The following is a 15,958-nucleotide window of genomic DNA, read 5'->3' on the forward strand; positions in this document are numbered from 1 at the left end:
ACGTGCTTTTTCACGTATCTTACATAACGTATTGTGAACATGCTCGCGCGCTTATTACTTATATCGCTGTTTTTATTTTGTCACATAAGTGGCAACACGCAGACACTTGGTTTTACATTAGCCGAGGGTCGTAGGCGTGTAGAAATCCCTATTGAAATTCACAATAACCTGGTGGTGGTGCCTGTACTTTTAAATGGCATGTTACCACTCAAATTCATTGTAGATACAGGTGTTCGAACTGCTATCCTTACAGAGAAAACTTATACGGATATTCTTAACCTCTCCTATTCAAGAAAGTATACGATAGCTGGTCCCGGTGGAGAAAATATTATTGAAGCTTATGTGACCAATGGTGTTGAGTTGCAACTACCTGGTGTAAATGGACGTGGTCACGCCTTGTTGGTCTTACAGGAAGATTACCTTGAGCTTCGTAACAACCTGGGTACGGATGTACACGGTGTATTAGGTTATGAATTATTCAGTCGTTTTGTAGTGAAAGTCGATTACCGTCAAAAAATACTGACACTCATGGTGCCTGAAAAGTTAAGACCTGGCAGAAAGTATGAAAGTATTCCTATCTCCATTGAAGATACAAAGCCCTATATCAATGTTGCAATCACCCAGAGTAATGGTGAAAAAAAGAACATGAAATTTCTGGTAGATTCTGGCGCTAGTCACAGTTTACTGATTGAGCCTAAGTCTGACTCTACACTTGATGTTCCGGTTAATTCAGTGAGCTGCGTGGTCGGTAGAGGATTGGGCGGAGCCATTAGAGGTAAAACAGGAAGGGTAAGTGAGCTGGAGATTGGTCACTATAAAATGAATAATGTAATTGCCAATTTCCCTGATCCTAATAGTTATATGGATACTCTCAAGTTAGGTAACACCTTTAGAAATGGTACCCTCGGAGGTGAGATACTGAGTCGCTTTACAGTGATTTACGATTTTTCAAAAGAGACAATTTATTTGAAAAAGAACGCAGATTTTAAAAAAGGATTCTATTACAACCTAAGTGGACTTACCGTGCGTGCAAAAGGAAACAGACTTAATACTTTTGAGATAACCGATATCAGAAAATTCTCCTCATCAGATAAGGCCGGTTTAAAAATTGGTGATCAGATTTTAACAGTGAACGGTTTAAACGTGAAGGATCTTGATCTTAATCAGTTAAACGGTTACCTGAATTTAAAGCCAGGTAAAAAAGTACTAGTTTCTGTAAAGCGTAACAACGAATTGTTCTCTACAAAAATGGTTCTGGAAAATAACTTCTGATTGTTAGTCTCCCTTTACAAAAGAAAGCAGCATGCGCTTACGTTTATTGTAGGCCTTATGCAAATAGAGTTGTGTTCTTCTTACCTTAATACTATTTCTGATGCTGGCATAAAGCCCCTCTGCCGTTAGCGTGGTTTTTAAAATATAGTCCAGAATACTTTGAGAGCTGTTCGACTCATGGTAGTTGGAGTTTTTAAGCACAGTTATAGGCACATTTTTGGTTTTGCGGTTATGCGCCAGTGTCTGTACGGTAACATTAAGTTCAGCTGCTCCGATATTATCATCAATCAAAATAAAGTTAGGCCTGAATTTTATCAGACGGTTCAAAATGCTTTTCGCATCAAAAGCCGTTTCCATGTTAATGACACTACCTGGTAACCGCTTTATTTTTTCCAGCATCGAACTCAATTCCAGCGGATTATTCCCAACAACAAGAAGGTTTAGTTGTTTTACATCCTGTTCCGTTTCTGCACGCATCCTCATAAAAATGTTAATTATTAAAGCTTATCTATTTTACGAATAATAGAACCCTCTTGGATGTCAAAATTGGTTCTTTATTTATCGTAATCTTTGCACAACTTGTCCACAATGGGAAATAACGCTAAAACAGTAGATGTTGTTATAATAGGCGGAGGTTTAGCTGGCTTACTTTCTGCAATAAAACTGGTGGGTACCGGAATTTCGGTATGCCTTATTGAAAAAAAGACCTACCCCTTTCATCGGGTTTGTGGAGAATATATCTCCAATGAAGTAGTCCCTTATTTAAAATCTATGGGTGCTTATCCTGCGCATTTCTCACCTTCGTCAATCAATCGCTTCCAGCTCTCGGCTATTAATGGTAAAAGTTCATTTTTACCGCTTGACTTGGGTGGTTTTGGTATCAGTCGCTATGTGTTTGATAACTTTTTATATGAAAAGGCCTTAAATGCCGGGGCGAACGTTATCCTGGATACTGAAGTAAATGATGTTGTTTTCAAAGATGATTTGTTTGAAGTATTCTTCGCCTCTACAAGCTTAAAGGCGCGTCTGGTAATCGGAAGTTTTGGTAAGCGTTCCAAACTAGATGTTTCATTAAAAAGAAGTTTTATTAATAAGCGCTCTCCTTATGTCGGTGTTAAATATCATGTGCGCACAGCGTTTCCTGATAATTTAGTAGCCCTTCACAATTTTGAAGGTGGTTATTGTGGCATTAATAAAATTGAAGATACCAAGACCAACGTATGTTATCTAGTTAACAGAAGCATACTAAAAAAGTATGGTAGCATTCAGGCACTGGAAAAAAATGTGCTTTATCAAAATCCGCACTTAAAAGAAATATTTTGCAACAGTGAATTTCTATTCGATAAACCAGAAACCATAAATGAAATCTCTTTTGAAACCAAAGAGCCTGTTTTAAATCACGTACTCATGGTGGGCGATGCTGCCGGAATGATTACACCACTTTGTGGCAACGGAATGGCTATTGCTATTCACGCTTCTAAAATAGCAAGCGAGTTGGCCGAACGGTTTATTAAAAACGTGCATTATTCTCGCGCGCAGCTTGAAGTTGATTATGCCAAACAATGGAAAAACACCTTTGCTAACAGGCTTTGGTTTGGCAGGCAGGTGCAACAACTTTTTGGTAGTACGCTTGCCTCTAACTTAACAATTAACTTATTGCTATACTCAAAGCCAATTGCCAAACAAATTGTAAGAGGCACCCATGGCAAAGTCTTTTAGCGTTATTCTTCTTTGTTTACAGCGCATCCAGAATGTGCGATGAACTGAGAAATAGATAAACGAAAAATGCATTCAGGCATGTTGCTGAAATAAAATTAAGCCACATGGTTCGTGTAAAGTCCGCCTTGCGCTCGTCTTTGCTGACCTGATAAAACCAAAATAGAAAAAAGAATATGACCGGACTCAGTGCAATTAAAAAGGTAAGACTATAATGCCAGGAGAAATATTGTTTAAAGTACAACACATAACCAAGCGTTGATAGGCTGAACATAAACAACACAAACCAAAAGGTTCCTTTAATACCCAGACGAAGGCTAAGCGTCTGGTCTCCTCGTTTGGCATCCTCTTCGTGTTGATAAACCTGCGTCATCGGGTAGCTGCCCCATAACAAAGCGCTGCTTAAAAAGGCAGGGATAAGAATGGTGGGCTTCATGGTTTGCATGAATTCGTACTTGTTTACCCCCATATAACACATAATAAAAGTAAAGGCACCCTGAAATAAACCTGCAATAAACCAGCTCGTAATAGCATATTTCTTTAGGCGAATCCATGGATGACTGTATGCGCGCGAAACTGCACTATATATAAAAAGCATATATGCAAAGCCCATAGATACTTTCCAAATTGCCAAAACAATAGCGGCTACATCAAAGGCCAGCGCCAGAAAATATAAACCTTTATTAACGGGGGGTGGGTTCTTTAAACCCCCGATGCTTTTCTCATCTTTATCAAAGTAACTGTTAAAGCCGTTACTGGCAGGATATAGAAAGAAGTGAATAATCAGGAATGTCCACAATAAAGGTTGTTCGCTGATGTTTGGCGAAACACTGAGTGAAAATAAAAATATAGGCAGCAGAAAGTATGAAAAGGGTATACGCAAATGCAGCCACGAAGATTTTGAAAACATAATGATCTAAATTAGGTTTTTTTCAGTTGATAAGTACATACATGAGCTATATAACCGCCATCGCAACAGCCAACCCCGCACATTTGTTCAAACAGCAGGACATTGCCGGCTTTATGCATCGTGCAATGCAATTAAATGATCAGGATACACGCAAGCTTAACGTTTTATTCAAAGCCAGCGGCATTGAAACACGTTACAGTATGCTGGAGGATTATGGGAAAAAGGAAGATTATACCTTCTTTAGTAACCATGAGTCATTCGAACCCTTTCCAACCACAAAGAAGCGAAATGAAGCCTACCAACAATATGCGCCACTCTTAAGCACCGTTGCAGCAAAAAAGGCCTTACAGCAAAGTGAAGTAGATGCAAAACAAATCACTCATTTGATTACCGTTTCCTGCACCGGATCTTATGCACCTGGTCTTGACATTGATTTGGTTGAGGCGCTTCAGTTACCCTTATCGGTTCAGCGTACTAACATTCACTTTATGGGTTGCTATGCGGCCTTTAATGCATTAAAAGTGGCTGACGCTTTTTGCCGGACAAATGAAGCTGTAAAGGTTCTGGTGGTTTGCACAGAGCTTTGTACCCTTCATTTTCAAAAACAAAACTCAGAAGATAATTTACTGGCCAATGCGCTGTTTGCCGATGGCTCTGCAGCAATCATTGTGGAGGCAAGTACATCAAAAAAATCGCTCATGCTTATGGGTATGTACAGTGAGTTAGCGCCTCAGGGGATTAAGGAAATGGCATGGTCAGTGGGTGACTGGGGTTTCGAAATGAAGCTGTCGAGCTATGTGCCTGACGTTATCCGAAATGGTATTAAGGCACTTACCCATAAGTTGATCAAATCACTTAATCTTTCGCAGGATGATATCCGTCATTATGCGATTCATCCTGGTGGGAAGAAAATATTAGAAACCATCGAACAGGAGCTCGGACTTTCAAAAGAACAAAATAAATGGGCCTATCATGTGCTTAAAAACTATGGCAATATGTCCAGCCCCACCGTTTTATTTGTGTTGAAAGAAATTTTTGATCGATTGGGCCTGAAAAATGACAAAGAAAACCTGATCAGCTTCGCCTTTGGTCCTGGACTTACGTTAGAGAGTATGTTATTCCAATACCATCATGGTTGATTTATCAAAGCGATCTTCAGAGGAAGAAATAATGGATGACCTCGCGTCATCAGGTCCTGTAATTGACCAAACATTAATAGAGTTAGAGACCATCAATACCTTGTTAGGCGGCAACTATGTTACGCTTAATGGTTTAGATCGATTAATTAACGGAAAAACACTTACTGGGAATTTGCGCATTGCCGATTTAGGTTGTGGCGGAGGTGATATACTCAGGCTTATCAGTAACTGGCTTGAAAAGAAAGAAATCAATGCAGAACTTATTGGTTTTGATGCCAATCCAAACATCGTAGATTTTGCACGCAAGCATACCCATCAGAAAAACATCAGCTATCAGTCGGTTAACATCTTCTCTGAAGATTTTAAAACCCAAAGATTCGACATTGTCGTTAGCACACTATTCTTCCATCATTTTACATCCGAGCAACTGGTTGACTTTTTACGCCAGCTACGCAGCCAAACCAATATAGGTATCGTTATTAATGATTTACACAGACATTGGTTTGCTTATTATTCCATCAAATGGCTGACTGCTTTGTTTTCAAAGTCGCCCATGGTAAAACACGATGCTTCTTTATCAGTGGCACGATCGTTCCGCAAAAAAGACTGGATTACCATTTTGGAAAAGGCCGGTATTCAGGATTACAAAATGCGATGGATGTGGGCTTTTCGCTGGCAGGTTATTATTGGTTGAGGGTTAGTGGTTCTTAGTATCTATCTGTAATCATTTGGTTAAGCTTAAACCTTTAACCTCATTTTTGTTATGTCGAACAACGAATCACTCACAACTAACAACCATCTTTGGCATAGTTTTTACAGAGTATTCCCTAAATTTCTTATATGAAAGCAACCATCATCATCCTGTTCGGTGCATTTGTAGCCATTGGCTGTGCATCTTCTTTTGGTAAAAAAGTAAAAGAACCTTTTACCGGTGCTACATACGAATCCAACAATCGTTTCTGGCGTGCTTCCGGAAAAGGCCAGAGTTCGCAAGACAATATTGCTCGTGGTAAAGCGGATATTGATGCTAAAGCCATACTTGCCGGACAAGTGAATACCACCATGAAGCAGGTGGCCGACCAGTATTTAGGGCAAACCGAAAATGCCGAAGCCGCTGATGTTGCCGACAAATTTCAAAGCCTGGTAAGACAGGTAATGAACACCGACATGGCCGACCTGCGTAAGATAGGCGAGAAGAAATATTTTGATGCCAAAAAGAATGAATACACTGTTTTTATAGCCTACGAAATCAAGAAAAATGCCATGCTTCGCTTCATGAAAAAGCAGGCCAAAACCGATCAAAAAATTGATGAAAGGCAAAGAGCGGTGATTGAAAAGATTATTGACGAAGAGCTCGCGAAAACCGAGGAAGATAATTAGCTGTTATGCACCATGAGCTAAGCGTTGATATTGATGAAAACTCGCGGCTCATGGTTAAAAGCATGTAGCTAAATTATGCCATCTCCCCGTTCTGCTGTATTTTTGGGCGCACCTACACAGCCTGATAAACACATGAAACGCGACAAAATTATCTTCGACCTTATCCAAAAAGAGCAGGATCGCCAACAACACGGCATCGAACTTATTGCCTCCGAAAACTTTACCTCTCAGCAGGTAATGAAGGCACAAGGCTCCGTACTTACTAATAAATATGCTGAAGGCCTTCCCGGTAAGCGTTATTATGGCGGTTGCGAAGTAGTTGACGAAATTGAGCAACTAGCCATTGACCGTGCTAAGGAACTTTTTGGCGCTGAATGGGCTAATGTGCAGCCTCATTCAGGCGCACAGGCAAACGCGGCTGTTATGTTGGCTTGTTTGAAACCTGGTGATAAAATACTGGGCTTTGACCTTTCACATGGTGGTCACCTTACGCATGGTTCTCCTGTAAACTTCTCTGGTAAATTATACCAACCCAGCTTTTATGGAGTAGAGCAAGAAACGGGTCTCATTAATTTTGATAAAGTAATTGAAATTGCCAAGCGCGAAAAACCCAAGATGATTATCTGCGGTGCTTCAGCCTACAGCCGCGATTGGGATTATAAAAAACTTCGGGAAGCTGCTGATGCCGTAGGGGCGGTGCTGCTGGCGGATATTTCGCACCCTGCCGGTTTAATTGCCCGTGGCTTATTAAACGACCCAATGGAGCATTGCCATATTGTAACAACTACTACGCATAAAACCCTGCGTGGTCCACGTGGCGGCCTGATTATGGTGGGCAAAAATATTGACAACCCCTTTGGTTTAAAAACACCTAAGGGTGAAATCAGAAAGTTAGGCTCTGTGCTTGACTCTGGCGTTTTTCCAGGCACGCAGGGTGGCCCATTAGAACATGTTATTGCTGGTAAGGCCATTGCTTTCCAGGAAGCTTTGTCTGATGCGTATTTTGAGTACATCATGCAGGTAAAGAAAAATGCTGCAGCCATGGCCAATGCTTTTGTTGAGCACGGTTATAAGATTATTTCAGGTGGTACAGACAATCACTTAATGTTGATTGACCTTCGTTCTAAAAATCTTACCGGAAAAATTGCTGAGGAGTCGCTCATTAAAGCCGATATCACCATCAATAAAAACATGGTGCCGTTTGATACCCAATCGCCCATGGTAACTTCTGGTATGCGTATTGGCACACCAGCCATTACAACGCGAGGCCTGATGGAAAAAGATGTGGTGAAGGTTGTTGAACTGATTGACGAAGCACTACAGAAACCGGCAGATGAAAAACACCTGAAAGCTGTGAAGAAAAAAGTAAATCGTTTAATGGATAAGTTTCCTTTATACTAAGGAGATCTGCAGGCGTAAGAAATTGTTTTAAACATAAGGGGATGCCCCGTAACAGGGGCATCTTGTTTTAGTAATATGAGCGAGGAGAAAGAAATGACGTTTTTAGATCACCTGGAAGAGTTGCGCTGGCATTTGATGCGTTCTTTTGCAGTGATTTTTGTTTTTATGATCGCGGCCTTTGCCGGGGCTGAATGGATTTTCTCAAATGTGGTCTTTGCTCCGGCAAAAGCGGACTTCATCACCTTTCGCTATCTATGTGATTTCAGTACCTGGGTTGGGCTGGGGGATAAACTTTGTGTGGTAGACATTCCCTTTAAAGTACAAAGCCGCTTAATGACTGGACAATTCATGATGCAGCTTACCGCCTCTTTTGTAATAGGTCTCATTTTTGGTTTTCCTTACCTATGCTGGGAACTTTGGAAATTTATCAGACCAGGGTTGCACAGTAAAGAACAAAAAAAATCTACAGGGGTTGTTACGATTGTTTCTCTTCTCTTTTTATTGGGTATTGCCTTTGGGTACTTTATCGTTACGCCAATGACGGTGTACTTCCTCAGCACATATTCCATCAGCGATATTGTTGTAAACGAATTTGACATCACCTCTTACGTGTCAACCGTAGTTTCTCTGGTCTTTGGAAGCGGGGCACTCTTTCAATTGCCTGTCATCATTTACTTTCTCACAAAAGTTGGTTTAGTTACGCCACACTTTTTGCGCAAGTACCGTAAGCACTCTATCGTTATCATTCTCATTATTGCTGCTGTGGTGACCCCTCCCGATCCTTTTAGCCAAACGATCATTGCCATTCCTTTATACCTGCTTTTTGAAATCAGTATTTTCATTTCAGAACGTGTGTATAAACGCAAACTCCGCGAAGAGCAAGAAGAAGAACTTAAATCATCACGCATATGAAGCCCACTTTAGCCATCGGCAGCGACCATGCAGGTTACGAATTCAAAGAAATTTTAAAAAAGTGGCTGAGCAGCAATGGCTACACAGTAAAAGACTTTGGTACGCATAGTATTGATTCTGTCGATTACCCTGACTTTGCACATCCGGTAGCGGGTGCTGTTGAAAAACAGGAGTTTGATCTTGGTATTCTGCTTTGTGGAAGTGCCAATGGTGTGGCCATTACAGCCAACAAGCACCAGGGTATAAGGGCTGCATTATGCTGGACGGATGAAATTGCCTCGTTGGCAAGACAGCACAACAATGCCAACATTGTTTGTATACCGGCACGATTTGTTTCGGAAGAAATGGCAAAAAAAATTACCCAGACTTTTTTAGCGACCGCTTTTGAAGGTGGCCGGCATGAAAAGCGTGTTGGGAAAATTTCTTGCTAGGGCACTAATAAAACAAGTGAATATGCTAGGGCTTAACAGCTAAGCGCACCGTAAGGACAGTCAATAAAAAAGTGAGCGGGGTAAAAATGTAAGTCTCCAGATTATTGAAGGCCATCAAATTGCCAATTGTGTTCAATGAAAAAAGCATCACCATTAGCCAAAGTAGTACTCTAATAATTTTCAAGTTAATTAATGCTTTAACATAACCCATTCTAATTGTTACTATACAAAGCATAAGTGCATTGAGCACAATTGAAATCAATTCAAAAACATTAAGATCCTCTTGTGTTTTGAGGCGGCCACCCCAAATCATATCAATCGGGACAAAACCAACGATTGCTGCAAGATGAAAAAGTATAGTCAGTGAAAATATCACAGATAATGCGCGACCTGCGAAGGTCTCAGAAATTATTCTTCTTAACATAAATTCTTTCAAATACCGAGCACAACCTTAAGTTTAGCATAACCTGTTTGACTTAATGGAATCTGCATCCCATTCTTCAATAAGGCTATATGATTATCTTTTTCCAGAGGCTCAATGCGTGTGAGTTCCTGAAGGTTAATCATGTAAGAACGGTGCACACGCACAAACTGTGAGGTATCCAACATACCCTCAAAGTAAGTCATTGTTTTCTTCTTCAAATGCATACCATCTTTGGTATGTATTTTTACATAATCATCATACGCTTCAAAGTAATGGATATGGTTAACCGGTATGATAATGATGTTACTTCCCTTTTTCACAACCACCCGATTATGCTCTTCGGGTTGCGGGTTTCTTTTCTCAATAAAATCCTGGGTCGACTGTAGGGGTTTTGCATTTCTTTGATTTAACCATTTCTGCAAGGACTTCTCAAATCTGTCTTTACTAAAAGGCTTAAGGAGATAATCAACAGCATGGGTTTCAAAAGCCTTCATAGCATACTCATCAAAAGCTGTTGTGAAGATTACGGCTGGCGGAGTTTCAATTAATTCCAGCATTTCAAATCCGTTAATTTTAGGCATTTGTATATCCAGAAAAATCAAATCGGGTTGATGCTCAGCAATTGCCTTTACGCCCTCAAAACCATCATTACATTCCTGCAGTATTTCAATATCCTGAAAAGCCTTGAGATATTCTTTAACCAGGCTTCTGGCCAGTGGTTCATCATCTATAATTAAAACTTTAATCATATTTGTGGTATTCGAAGGGTTGTGGTAAAAATGCCAGCTTCCTGTTTTGTTAATACTAAATTATTTTGTGCATACAGCAAATAGAGTCTACGTTGTACTGCTGTTAATCCAAAGCCTGTTCCCTTTTTCACTTGCGTTGTTTCGGGGTCGTATGGATTTTTTACTTCAATAAGCAGGTCTTTTCCAAGTACACTTGCCTCAATAGAAATTATTGTTTCGCCAACGGTATCATACAATCCAAATTTAATAGCATTCTCAACTACGGGTTGCAATAACAAAGCCGGAATTTCTGCAGCAAGACTTTCTTCACTCTTTTTAATGTTGGTCTGCAGCCGATGACCAAAGCGAACTTTCTCAATTTCCAGATACAGTTGAAGGTGGTCCAGCTCCTCCTCAAGTTTTATCAGTTTAGTTTCTTTTCGTATAGTTCCTCTTAAAAAATCGGAGAGTTGGTGGATCATGGTGCGTGCACGCTCTGGTTCAACTATGACCAGTGCATTAATGGAGTTGAGGCTGTTAAATAAAAAATGTGGTTGTAGTTGCAGCCTTAGGCTGGAGAGCTCTGCTTCTCGTGCTAATCTTTCGCTATCCTGCTTTCTTTTTTCACTTTCCTGTTTGTCGGTAAAATAAACCCAAAACCAGGTTAACACGGCCACCAGCATAATCATGAGCAATGTAAAGCCGCCTCTTACAGTCAGACTCATTTCCAGAAAGCTCACGTATGGTGCATCATTTCCTAATAGTTGTATAATAAGCCAGCGTTGAAATGCCAAACTCAAAAAAGTAAGTGCCAGACTCCATATCAAAACATAAATTGAATTCCGGGCACTTGGCTGATAGGAGTGCATGGAGGTGTTGATGGCATAACCTGCAATGGCAATTACAAGCTGTGTAACAAGGGCGTCTTTAATGGCCGTCTCCCAGGTAAATCCTGCTTGAACAATCACAATGGCTTGTACAAGTATCCACAGCAACCACCAGCCAAGGTAAAGGATAAAAATTTTTGCTTTGCCGGTAAAACTCATTGCATTCAGGTTGTTTGAAGAGAAGCCGCTCGTAAATGTACATAGCGAATATAATCATCCCCCTTTTCCTTCTCGAAAATCTTAGAGTAAAGTTCTATGCCATCATTCAGGGCTTCAATCAATTGAACGTCCAGTACGTTTACAAACTCCCATTTAACAAGCTGATCGCTCTTGTTTAAAAAATAATCCTCTTCTCTAAGGCCAAGCACCCGTGCCTTGAGTACAGCCTCCTCGTGGGTATCGGCTGCAATCAGGCGCAGGTGCTCATCAAATTGGTCTTTGCTTGTTTTCGCTTCTGTATCAATTCTGAAAACTATTTTTGCGATGTACCAATTCATGTTTGTTATTCTTAATAGCTGCGTATATCAATTCCTCCGAAAACTGAAGTGCCCCTTATGTTTAACACTTTTGTATCATCCACATTGATGGGTGCCGGTCTTTTATCGTCAATTCCTCCAAGTATAGAAACCAATTCAGACGTTTGTACTTTCCAGTTTGCGGGCACGATTAATTTCGTGCCTCCGAATATCTGAACTACTTCTAATGTTACCACACCATTTATATCTGCCTGACTCATATTCAGTTCACTGCCTCCAAAAATGGTCACCATCTCTCCGCCTTTGAAATCTTTAGAAATAATATTTTTATTCCCGCCAAAGATTGAAACAGACTCCCAACTACTATCCGTGCCAGTATGTGTTTGTGTGTTCTCTTTCCAAAATTGTCCTGCACGACTCTTCGGTTTAAAAATCAGGTAGAGACCTACACCTATAACTATTATTGGTATTAAGTAGGGCTTCAAATAAATTTCATGAACGTAATCATCTACTATAAAAACAATACCAATTAATACGGCAATCATCCAGCCTCCCGGTTTAAAGGAGTGTTTTGCGCCAACGTATAAACCTATACCGATCAGTAGCATCTTCCAGGTGAACAGCCAATGCGGCACATCCAAATTCATTTCTCTGGCCAAGAGTACTACACCAATAACTACTACGATTAAGCCTCCCCAAATACGGCCATTGTTATTTTCTGTCGGGGTACCTGGTGCTGGCTTAACGCCCTTGTCATATGTTTCCATAATTGTTGAATTTATATTCAAATCAACGCCAAAATGCCTTAAAAGGCGATCACGAATAGGTACACACTGGAAGAAAGTAGGTGAAAGAGGGGATTGTGTAGGTGAATGCGGCATGGCTCAAATCATTCTTCAACCAAAGGGAATCAAATAATCTGACAGCTTGTGTCCCGAACAAAAATTCGACTATTATTCGGTTACACTACGGCCTACTTTAGTGGCATGGAAGAGGTTTTGAAAGATGACGATTACATTAAAGGACGTGGCGCGCAAATAAAAACGGGTAACAGATTTTTGAAACAACAATATGTAGCCGAGCATATAGAAGGCATTGACGAAGCAATGGAGTTGAGTCAGCGCACGCAAATTTTTTATGAGCAGTCTAAAAAAATTGTAAATAAAATTAACAGCCCGGACCTAAGTCTGATGTACTCACTCAATCCTTATCAGGGTTGCGAACATGGTTGCATATACTGTTACGCCAGAAACAGTCATGAGTATTGGGGCTTTAGTGCCGGTCTGGATTTTGAAAGCAAAATCATTGTTAAGAAAAATGCACCTTCGCTATTGGAGAAGTTTTTATTACACCCCGATTGGCAAGCCACACCCATTAGTCTTTCAGGCAATACAGATTGTTATCAACCCATAGAGCGCAGGTTAGAAATAACACGCAGGCTCTTAACAATATTTGCACAATACCGACATCCGGTAGGTATGATTACAAAGAATGCATTGGTGCTACGCGATATAGATTTGTTGCAAGATTTAGCCAAGGATAATCTCGTACACATCTACATTTCTGTTACAACACTTAATGAGGATTTAAGAAGACTCATGGAGCCACGCACGGTTAGTGGTAAAAAGCGATTACAAGTGATCGAGCAACTGGCAAAAGTCAATGTCCCTGTTGGCATTATGAACGCTCCCATCATACCTGGACTCAATCAGGATGAGATCCCTACGATCTTAAAAGCAGCGGCAGATCATGGTGCCATGGCAGCAGGCATGACCGTAGTGCGGCTGAATGGTTCCATTGGAAAAATTTTCGAAGATTGGTTGCGCAAGAACTTTCCAGATCGGTTCGATAAAGTCTGGAATCAAATATGCGATATGCATGGTGGCCAGGTAAATGATTCACAATTTGGCAGACGGATGGGTGGAGAGGGTGTGTATGCTGATATGATTCATCAGCTTTTTAGAAATTCGAAGCGAAAATATTTTGCAGAGCGATCTATGCCTGCTTATAATCTTACAGCTTTTAGAAGAGGTGGAAACTTAAGTTTGTTCTGATTATCTGACAGCAAAAAGGCAATCCCAAATTTTGGGATTGCCTTTTATATAGAGTATTAGTTCTCTTAGTTTAAACTAAAGGATAGACCTGCCAGGTACAATCCGCCTGTTTTATCTGCTCCGTAGAATTCGTAAGCGTCTGCATTCAGCAGGTTTCTTGCGTTAAGAAAAACAGAAAACTCAGGTGTTAGTGCATAACTTACTTTAAGGTTCATTAAAAATTTACCCTTAATGTTGCCAGCCTCACTGTCATTATTGGGATCTGTTACATCATACTGACGTTGTGAGCCTAAGAAATACGCTGATGAGTTAATATTCAGTTTATCACTTGCCTTCAAGTTAAAGTAGTAGCCTCCATAAATTGATGGTGTATTTTTATGATCGCGGTCCTCAATGCTGGCCGAAAGATTAAATGCTGTATAAGCTTTATCCAATGTTGTTTTTTGTGCAGTTAAAAATGGCTTAAACTGAATTTTCTCACTAGGCACCAAATTTAGAGATAGTGTTGCTCCTGTTTGCGTGGCTTTTGTATCAATATCTTCAAAGCGTTCGATAACGTTTGGATACGTCCCGGTAAAAGTTCCGTCAGGACCCCTGAAGATCAAAGCATTCATATTCTTTGCTTGTTGTAAAAAAATATCGAGGTCCAGTTGAACACTTTTTGATAGCTGGCTTCTGTAACCCAGCTCTGCCATATTCACTGTAAAAAGCTTCATATCAGTATTGCCCTGACGCATATAATTTATGGTGATGCCTGGTCCTGCTCCATTCGGCACCAAAATATTCAGATCTAAAAAGTTATTACCAATAAATGAACCACTGTTTGATTGTGTGACGGCTGCTCTGATCAGGTTTTTGGAATTGATCTTATACGTTGATGCAAATTCGTATGCAAAATAGACATCGTCTGGGGAAGAGAATTTATCGGCTCTTCCGGCAGCGATTATTCTCCATTTTTCAGTGGCCTTAATATCGGTTCTGATGAACGCACTTGAGGTTTTAATGTTAACATCATTGCCTGATAAAAAAGCGGCTCCATTTGCTACGTAATCCTTATCTCCAAAATTTACATATTGATAACTGATACCCGGAACCACGCTTATCTTGTCGCTAAGTTTTACTTCGTATTCGGCTGTAAAATCAACAACTTGTTGGTCGTACTTATTTGGCGCTGAGCTAAAGTTTAGATCATCTGTGCCATTTAGATAAGATGTTCTAATATTTAATCCATAAATTCGGGCTTGAAGGTTAGCGCTTTGTGATCTTGTGATACTTGTTGTTAGTGGTGATCCGCTTGTTGTGCCTATAAATGCTTTCTGTACTTGCGACTCCTGTGCACCAAGTGTCAAATCAAATGATAGTTTTTCAGAGGCTTGATATGAAATAAAGGTGTTTACACCATACTTATCCATGGCAATATCCTGATTTGGATATTGCGCAAGTGCCGTGGTCGGAGCATACAGACCTGCTGACTGGCTGTAATAAAGGTCATCAAATCTTTCTCTCTTCTGATAATTTGCTGAAGCACCTATTTGAAATTTCTCATTCACTTGTGTACCAACAGAAGCATTTGCCAGTAGAGAATTTGGGCTACCGTACTGTACACTGGCATTGGCCATTGTTTTTTCAGTAAATTTTTTTGTGATAATATTTATAACCCCCGTTACTGCATTAGGACCGAATAGCGGTGCTGAGGGACCACGAACGATTTCAATTCTCTCAACATCGTTCACATCAATTGAAAGTGCCTCCCAGAAAGTGCCACCCAGGTTGTTATTAAATACAGGACGATCGTTGATCATTACTAAAGTTGTAAGGTTTGATTTAGAATATTGCGAACTGTAGCCAAGCAGATTATCGAAACCTCTTATATGGATGTCATAATTTCCGTTGGTCTGCTCACGCACTATAACACCGGGTGCCAAACGCAAAGCTTCCATGATAGAAGTTGCTCCCGATTTTTCGATATCTGATTTTGTAATAGTATAGCTCGATAAGGGGGCATCAAACAGGGTTTCATCTTTTTTAGATGCGGAATTGATGGGTATGTTCATCAAATCCTCCAATGATAATTCGTAGTAATCTTCTTGCTTGACTTGCTCCTCCTGAGCATAGGCAAACACCGCACTGCATAGCAGCACTATAATAGACAGGGCTTTTTTCATAATACAAAGTAAGCATATACTTGTTTACTTGTATCTGCTTACCTGAACCATAATTAACCTGTG

General features: G+C 40.3%; 17 protein-coding genes. 9 read left to right on the forward strand and 8 right to left on the reverse strand.

Going from position 1 to position 15,958, the window contains the following annotated elements; genetic code table 11:
- The first annotated feature begins 39 nt into the window (after positions 1-39).
- On the forward strand, positions 40-1,272 hold the full coding sequence (locus ACO1XM_RS11450; protein WP_486228993.1) for an aspartyl protease family protein: 1,233 nt from the start codon (positions 40-42) through the stop codon (positions 1,270-1,272).
- 3 nt (positions 1,273-1,275) lie between these two features.
- On the opposite strand, the gene ACO1XM_RS11455 is transcribed toward ACO1XM_RS11450, so the two are convergent.
- Positions 1,276-1,749 carry a hypothetical protein gene (locus tag ACO1XM_RS11455; protein WP_486228995.1) on the reverse strand — a complete coding sequence of 158 codons (474 nt, stop codon included), beginning with the start codon at positions 1,747-1,749 and terminating at the stop codon, positions 1,276-1,278.
- Positions 1,750-1,860: 111 nt separating this feature from the next.
- Here ACO1XM_RS11455 and ACO1XM_RS11460 point away from each other — a divergent pair, with 111 nt between their 5' ends.
- Positions 1,861-2,991: an NAD(P)/FAD-dependent oxidoreductase gene (locus ACO1XM_RS11460; RefSeq protein ID WP_486228997.1), complete on the forward strand. Its 1,131-nt coding sequence runs from the start codon at positions 1,861-1,863 to the stop codon at positions 2,989-2,991.
- 16 nt (positions 2,992-3,007) lie between these two features.
- Here ACO1XM_RS11460 and ACO1XM_RS11465 read toward each other — a convergent pair whose 3' ends face one another.
- A complete protein-coding gene (locus ACO1XM_RS11465; protein WP_486228999.1) occupies positions 3,008-3,898 on the reverse strand; it encodes a UbiA family prenyltransferase in 891 nt (296 codons plus the stop codon).
- A 41-nt stretch (positions 3,899-3,939) separates the two neighbouring features.
- Between ACO1XM_RS11465 and ACO1XM_RS11470 the strand changes: the two genes are divergently transcribed.
- The 6 genes from ACO1XM_RS11470 to rpiB all read left to right on the forward strand — a co-directional run bounded on the left by ACO1XM_RS11470 (position 3,940) and on the right by rpiB (position 9,161).
- Positions 3,940-5,037 (forward strand): type III polyketide synthase, encoded by a 1,098-nt coding sequence (locus ACO1XM_RS11470; protein WP_486229002.1) that lies wholly within the window; start codon positions 3,940-3,942, stop codon positions 5,035-5,037.
- A complete protein-coding gene (locus tag ACO1XM_RS11475; protein ID WP_486229004.1) occupies positions 5,030-5,731 on the forward strand; it encodes a methyltransferase domain-containing protein in 702 nt (233 codons plus the stop codon). Before ACO1XM_RS11470 ends, ACO1XM_RS11475 begins: the two co-directional genes overlap by 8 nt.
- Before the next feature lie 146 nt (positions 5,732-5,877).
- Positions 5,878-6,417 carry a hypothetical protein gene (locus ACO1XM_RS11480; protein WP_486229006.1) on the forward strand — a complete coding sequence of 180 codons (540 nt, stop codon included), beginning with the start codon at positions 5,878-5,880 and terminating at the stop codon, positions 6,415-6,417.
- 132 nt (positions 6,418-6,549) lie between these two features.
- Positions 6,550-7,818, forward strand: a complete 1,269-nt coding sequence (gene glyA / locus ACO1XM_RS11485; RefSeq protein ID WP_486229544.1) for a serine hydroxymethyltransferase — start codon at positions 6,550-6,552, stop codon at positions 7,816-7,818.
- A gap of 75 nt (positions 7,819-7,893) precedes the next feature.
- Complete coding sequence (gene tatC / locus ACO1XM_RS11490) at positions 7,894-8,730, forward strand: twin-arginine translocase subunit TatC (RefSeq protein WP_486229008.1); 837 nt, start codon at positions 7,894-7,896, stop codon at positions 8,728-8,730.
- Positions 8,727-9,161, forward strand: coding sequence for a ribose 5-phosphate isomerase B (gene rpiB, locus ACO1XM_RS11495; RefSeq protein WP_486229010.1), 435 nt, complete (start codon positions 8,727-8,729; stop codon positions 9,159-9,161). Before tatC ends, rpiB begins: the two co-directional genes overlap by 4 nt.
- A 25-nt stretch (positions 9,162-9,186) precedes the next feature.
- Here the strand turns inward: rpiB and ACO1XM_RS11500 are convergent, their stop codons facing one another.
- Genes ACO1XM_RS11500 through ACO1XM_RS11520 form a run of 5 tightly spaced genes read right to left on the reverse strand, consistent with a single transcriptional unit; the run spans position 9,187 to position 12,443 of the window.
- A complete protein-coding gene (locus ACO1XM_RS11500; RefSeq protein WP_486229012.1) occupies positions 9,187-9,585 on the reverse strand; it encodes a hypothetical protein in 399 nt (132 codons plus the stop codon).
- 8 nt (positions 9,586-9,593) lie between these two features.
- Positions 9,594-10,334 carry a LytR/AlgR family response regulator transcription factor gene (locus ACO1XM_RS11505; protein ID WP_486229015.1) on the reverse strand — a complete coding sequence of 247 codons (741 nt, stop codon included), beginning with the start codon at positions 10,332-10,334 and terminating at the stop codon, positions 9,594-9,596.
- On the reverse strand, positions 10,331-11,359 hold the full coding sequence (locus ACO1XM_RS11510) for a sensor histidine kinase (protein WP_486229017.1): 1,029 nt from the start codon (positions 11,357-11,359) through the stop codon (positions 10,331-10,333). The genes ACO1XM_RS11505 and ACO1XM_RS11510 overlap by 4 nt, the downstream gene beginning before the upstream one ends.
- 5 nt (positions 11,360-11,364) lie before the next feature.
- A complete protein-coding gene (locus tag ACO1XM_RS11515; RefSeq protein WP_486229019.1) occupies positions 11,365-11,697 on the reverse strand; it encodes a DUF4288 domain-containing protein in 333 nt (110 codons plus the stop codon).
- Between the two features lie 11 nt (positions 11,698-11,708).
- Positions 11,709-12,443 (reverse strand): LiaF transmembrane domain-containing protein, encoded by a 735-nt coding sequence (locus tag ACO1XM_RS11520; protein WP_486229022.1) that lies wholly within the window; start codon positions 12,441-12,443, stop codon positions 11,709-11,711.
- Between the two features lie 162 nt (positions 12,444-12,605).
- On the opposite strand from ACO1XM_RS11520, the gene ACO1XM_RS11525 reads away from it, so the two are divergent.
- Positions 12,606-13,730 (forward strand): PA0069 family radical SAM protein, encoded by a 1,125-nt coding sequence (locus tag ACO1XM_RS11525; RefSeq protein WP_486229024.1) that lies wholly within the window; start codon positions 12,606-12,608, stop codon positions 13,728-13,730.
- A gap of 65 nt (positions 13,731-13,795) precedes the next feature.
- On the opposite strand, the gene ACO1XM_RS11530 is transcribed toward ACO1XM_RS11525, so the two are convergent.
- Positions 13,796-15,895: a TonB-dependent receptor plug domain-containing protein gene (locus ACO1XM_RS11530; protein WP_486229026.1), complete on the reverse strand. Its 2,100-nt coding sequence runs from the start codon at positions 15,893-15,895 to the stop codon at positions 13,796-13,798.
- Positions 15,896-15,958 lie beyond the last annotated feature (63 nt).

This window comes from Chryseotalea sp. (genome assembly GCF_057350905.1).

What these genes read in the sequence shown, in the direction of transcription:
- ACO1XM_RS11450 (WP_486228993.1), top strand. Translation starts at nt 40, where the DNA reads ATGCTCGCGCGCTTATTACTTATATCGCTGTTTTTATTTTGTCACATA.
- ACO1XM_RS11455 (WP_486228995.1), bottom strand. Translation starts at nt 1,749, where the DNA reads ATGCGTGCAGAAACGGAACAGGATGTAAAACAACTAAACCTTCTTGTT.
- ACO1XM_RS11460 (WP_486228997.1), top strand. Translation starts at nt 1,861, where the DNA reads ATGGGAAATAACGCTAAAACAGTAGATGTTGTTATAATAGGCGGAGGT.
- ACO1XM_RS11465 (WP_486228999.1), bottom strand. Translation starts at nt 3,898, where the DNA reads ATGTTTTCAAAATCTTCGTGGCTGCATTTGCGTATACCCTTTTCATAC.
- ACO1XM_RS11470 (WP_486229002.1), top strand. Translation starts at nt 3,940, where the DNA reads ATGAGCTATATAACCGCCATCGCAACAGCCAACCCCGCACATTTGTTC.
- ACO1XM_RS11475 (WP_486229004.1), top strand. Translation starts at nt 5,030, where the DNA reads ATGGTTGATTTATCAAAGCGATCTTCAGAGGAAGAAATAATGGATGAC.
- ACO1XM_RS11480 (WP_486229006.1), top strand. Translation starts at nt 5,878, where the DNA reads ATGAAAGCAACCATCATCATCCTGTTCGGTGCATTTGTAGCCATTGGC.
- glyA (WP_486229544.1), top strand. Translation starts at nt 6,550, where the DNA reads ATGAAACGCGACAAAATTATCTTCGACCTTATCCAAAAAGAGCAGGAT.
- tatC (WP_486229008.1), top strand. Translation starts at nt 7,894, where the DNA reads ATGAGCGAGGAGAAAGAAATGACGTTTTTAGATCACCTGGAAGAGTTG.
- rpiB (WP_486229010.1), top strand. Translation starts at nt 8,727, where the DNA reads ATGAAGCCCACTTTAGCCATCGGCAGCGACCATGCAGGTTACGAATTC.
- ACO1XM_RS11500 (WP_486229012.1), bottom strand. Translation starts at nt 9,585, where the DNA reads ATGTTAAGAAGAATAATTTCTGAGACCTTCGCAGGTCGCGCATTATCT.
- ACO1XM_RS11505 (WP_486229015.1), bottom strand. Translation starts at nt 10,334, where the DNA reads ATGATTAAAGTTTTAATTATAGATGATGAACCACTGGCCAGAAGCCTG.
- ACO1XM_RS11510 (WP_486229017.1), bottom strand. Translation starts at nt 11,359, where the DNA reads ATGAGTTTTACCGGCAAAGCAAAAATTTTTATCCTTTACCTTGGCTGG.
- ACO1XM_RS11515 (WP_486229019.1), bottom strand. Translation starts at nt 11,697, where the DNA reads ATGAATTGGTACATCGCAAAAATAGTTTTCAGAATTGATACAGAAGCG.
- ACO1XM_RS11520 (WP_486229022.1), bottom strand. Translation starts at nt 12,443, where the DNA reads ATGGAAACATATGACAAGGGCGTTAAGCCAGCACCAGGTACCCCGACA.
- ACO1XM_RS11530 (WP_486229026.1), bottom strand. Translation starts at nt 15,895, where the DNA reads ATGAAAAAAGCCCTGTCTATTATAGTGCTGCTATGCAGTGCGGTGTTT.